Source organism: Streptomyces sp. NPDC059456 (genome assembly GCF_042750055.1).
Classification (GTDB): Bacteria; Actinomycetota; Actinomycetes; order Streptomycetales; family Streptomycetaceae; genus Streptomyces.
Map to the genome: position 1 here is coordinate 1 of NZ_JBHYVA010000869.1, position 3,055 is coordinate 3,055.

The following is a 3,055-nucleotide window of genomic DNA, read 5'->3' on the forward strand; positions in this document are numbered from 1 at the left end:
GGTGACGGCGGTGGTGGGGGCGGGGGGAAGGGTGGACGGGGACAGGGGGGCGATGGTCATGGCGGCTCCTGATCCGGGCACGGGGGCCGGGCCGGCAGGCGTGCCGTCCTGGCTCCTTTACTTCTTCCGTGACCGGCTGGATTCGACATGACCGCCCAGCGGCCCCCGGATGTGCGGACGCTGAACTCGCCGGGCTCGGTCCGGTGGGCCCGGGAGGGTGGGCGGCGGTGCTCAGCGGTCGGAGCTGAGGACCTTGCTGATCGTGTCGGACGCCGTCTTGGCGGCCTGCAGGGGGTCCTGCCCCGTGAGCACGGCCGTCATGTAGGGCTTGATCGGGTTCTTGCCCTCGACCTCGGCCCAGCGGGCGGACTTCGGGGTGGCCCGGCCCTGGGCGGCTCCGGCGGCCATGGTCGCGGCGCCCTCGTTGCCGTCGACGAGGTGGGCGAGGGTGGTCTTGTTCGGTACGTAGCTCATCGTGCGGGCGAGCTCGGTCTGCCACCGCTCGCTGACGAGGGCGGTGATCACGTCGACGGCCTGGGGGCGGCGCCCGGTCCGCTCGGGGATGATCAGGTCGGAACCGCCGGTGAAGACGGCGCCGGGCTTGTCGGAGGTCTTGCCGGGGACGGGGAAGAAGCCGAGCTTGCCCTTGAGGGCGGGGTTGGCGGCCTCGATCGCGGCGGCCTGGCCGGGCGGGGCGATGATCTGGGCGACGTCGCCGCGGGCGAAGACGTCGGACTGCGGGGGCGTCTCCTCGTCGGCGTCCTTCGGGCCTTCGCCGAGGGCCTGGAGCTGCTTGTAGAACGCCATGCCGGCCAGGGCCTTCTCGTCGTCGAGGGTGCCGACCCACTGGCCGCCGGTCTCGACGGCGAGGTCGCCGCCCTCGTCCCAGACGAACCCCGACAGGACGTACCAGTTCTGCCCGGGCAGGTAGATGCCCTGCCGGCCGCCCTTGTCGAGCTTCTGGGTGGCCTGGATCCACTCCTGCCGGTTCCTGGGCGGGGTCTTGATCCCGGCCTCCGCGAAGAGGCCCTTGTTGTAGATCACCACGCGGTTGGCGGCGTACCAGGGGACGCCGTACTGGGCCCCGTTGATGCTCCCGGGATCGGAGAGGCCCTTGAGCCAGTCCCTGCTGCCCCATTCGCGCAGGCCCTCCAGGGTGAGTTCGGACAGCCCGCCGGTCTCGATGTACTGGGCGACCTGGGTGTTGCCGACCTCGATGACGTCGGCGCTCTCGGTGCCCTTGCCGGCGAGCACGGCATTGACCTTCTCGCCGATGCCCGTCCATTCCTGGATCTTCACGTCCAGGTCGACGGCGGGGTGCTCCCGCTCGAAGGAGGCGGTGAAGTCCGTGATGAAGGCGTCCGACGCGCTGCCCTTCATCAGCCAGAGCGTCACCTTCTGCTTCCCTCCGGTCGATCCTCCCAGCAGGCTGCAGCCGGTGAGGGCGGTCGCGGCCGCGAGGGCCGTGCACACGGCGAGGAAGCGCATCTTCACGAACGTCACCTTCTGGAGGCCGATCCCGGATGGCTTGAAATTGGCATAGACCAATGGGCGGGTCAAGGGCCTTTCGCTCGGGACTGTTCCGGCAAAGTTCGCGGAAACCGACTTACTGGGGCACCGTGGAACGAGGCACAAGACCCCACTGTCGGGAGACCCCATGTCCAACCACACCTACCGGGTGACCGAGATCGTCGGCACCTCCCCCGAGGGCATCGATCAGGCCGTCCGCAACGGGATCGCCCGGGCGGGACAGACACTGCACAACCTCGACTGGTTCGAGGTCACCCAGGTGCGCGGCCACATCGAGAACGGCACCGTGGCGCACTACCAGGTGGGGCTCAAGGTCGGCTTCCGCCTCGACGGCGAGGACTGAGCCCGGGCTCAGGTGCGGCCCTCCCCCTCCTGCGCCGACTTGAGTTCCGGCGCGTCCGCGGCCCAGTCCGCCAGGACCACCGTGAAGCCCGCGGCGCGCGCCGCCCGGCACACGAGCTCGTCGTCGTCCACGAGCATCCGCACCTCCCGGCCCCGGGCGATCCGCTGCAGCACTTCCAGCTTGGTGGTCCGGGCCGGCCTGCGGTCCTGGTTCCCGCGCATCCACAGCCGGCCCCCGGGCAGCCCCTGCCGGGCCAGCCACTCCACCGTGTCGGCGCGGCACCGCTCGGGGCGCCCGGTCAGGTACACGATCTCGCAGTCGGCGGCGCTCTCCAATGCCAGCGCCACCCCGCGGGCCAGCGGCGGGTCGGCGGGGGCCGCACCGAAGAAGCCGTCCCAGTCACGCGGGCGGCCCTCCAGGAAGTGCTGGCGGTGGTCGGTGTCGGCCAGGGTGTTGTCGATGTCGAAGACGGCCAGCGGCCGGCGGTCGTTGCGCTCACTCATGCGGGTCAGGGTAGGCAGGGAATCCTGACGGCGCGCGTGCGTTACAGCCTGGTGTGATGCCCAGACTCTCCCTCCTCGACCGGTCCCGCACCCGTGCGGGGCACCCGCCCGCGCAGGCCCTGCGCGACACCGTGGAGCTCGCCCGCGCGGCGGAACGGCTCGGCTACCACCGGTTCTGGGTGTCCGAGCACCACGGCGTCCCCGGCGTCGCGGGCTCCGCGCCCGCCGTCCTGGCCGCGGCCGTCGCCGGGGCGACCGAGCGGATCCGGGTCGGCACGGGCGGGGTGATGCTGCCCAACCACCAACCGCTGGTGGTCGCGGAGCAGTTCGGGGTGCTGGAGTCGCTGTTCCCCGGCCGGATCGACATGGGGCTCGGCCGCTCGGTCGGCTTCACGGGCGGGATCCGGCGGGCGCTGGGCCGCGGCACCGGGGACGCCGACCGGTTCGAGGAGCAGCTCGCGGAGCTGCTGGGCTGGCTGGACGGCACCCAGCAGGCGCATCCCGAGGTGCACGCCCACCCGGCGGAGGGCCTGCGGATCCCGGCGTTCGTGCTGGCCACCGGGGAGGGCGCCGGGATCGCCGCCCGGGCGGGGCTGCCGCGGGTGGTGCTGTCTCTTATAAACATCAGACGCTGCCGACGAAAATTAGAGTGTATATATCGGTGGTCGCCGTTTCAATA

General features: G+C 71.5%; 4 protein-coding genes. 2 read left to right on the forward strand and 2 right to left on the reverse strand.

What is annotated here, in order from left to right:
• Window positions 1-231: 231 nt before the first annotated feature.
• A complete protein-coding gene (locus ACFXA3_RS39785; RefSeq protein WP_385195862.1) occupies window positions 232-1,494 on the reverse strand; it encodes an extracellular solute-binding protein in 1,263 nt (420 codons plus the stop codon).
• A 163-nt stretch (window positions 1,495-1,657) separates the two neighbouring features.
• On the opposite strand from ACFXA3_RS39785, the gene ACFXA3_RS39790 reads away from it, so the two are divergent.
• Entirely contained in the window at window positions 1,658-1,873 is a 216-nt protein-coding gene (locus ACFXA3_RS39790; RefSeq protein WP_385195865.1) for a dodecin, read from the forward strand.
• Window positions 1,874-1,881: 8 nt separating this feature from the next.
• On the opposite strand, the gene ACFXA3_RS39795 is transcribed toward ACFXA3_RS39790, so the two are convergent.
• Entirely contained in the window at window positions 1,882-2,376 is a 495-nt protein-coding gene (locus tag ACFXA3_RS39795) for an HAD family acid phosphatase (protein WP_385195868.1), read from the reverse strand.
• Between the two features lie 56 nt (window positions 2,377-2,432).
• Between ACFXA3_RS39795 and ACFXA3_RS39800 the strand changes: the two genes are divergently transcribed.
• Window positions 2,433-3,055, forward strand: a 623-nt coding sequence (locus ACFXA3_RS39800; protein ID WP_385195870.1) for an MsnO8 family LLM class oxidoreductase, incomplete at its 3' end; no start/stop codon positions are given.

Bases quoted from the DNA above. Each gene is read 5' to 3' on its own strand.
- ACFXA3_RS39790 (WP_385195865.1), top strand. From the start codon at position 1,658: ATGTCCAACCACACCTACCGGGTGACCGAGATCGTCGGCACCTCCCCC.
- ACFXA3_RS39795 (WP_385195868.1), bottom strand. From the start codon at position 2,376: ATGAGTGAGCGCAACGACCGCCGGCCGCTGGCCGTCTTCGACATCGAC.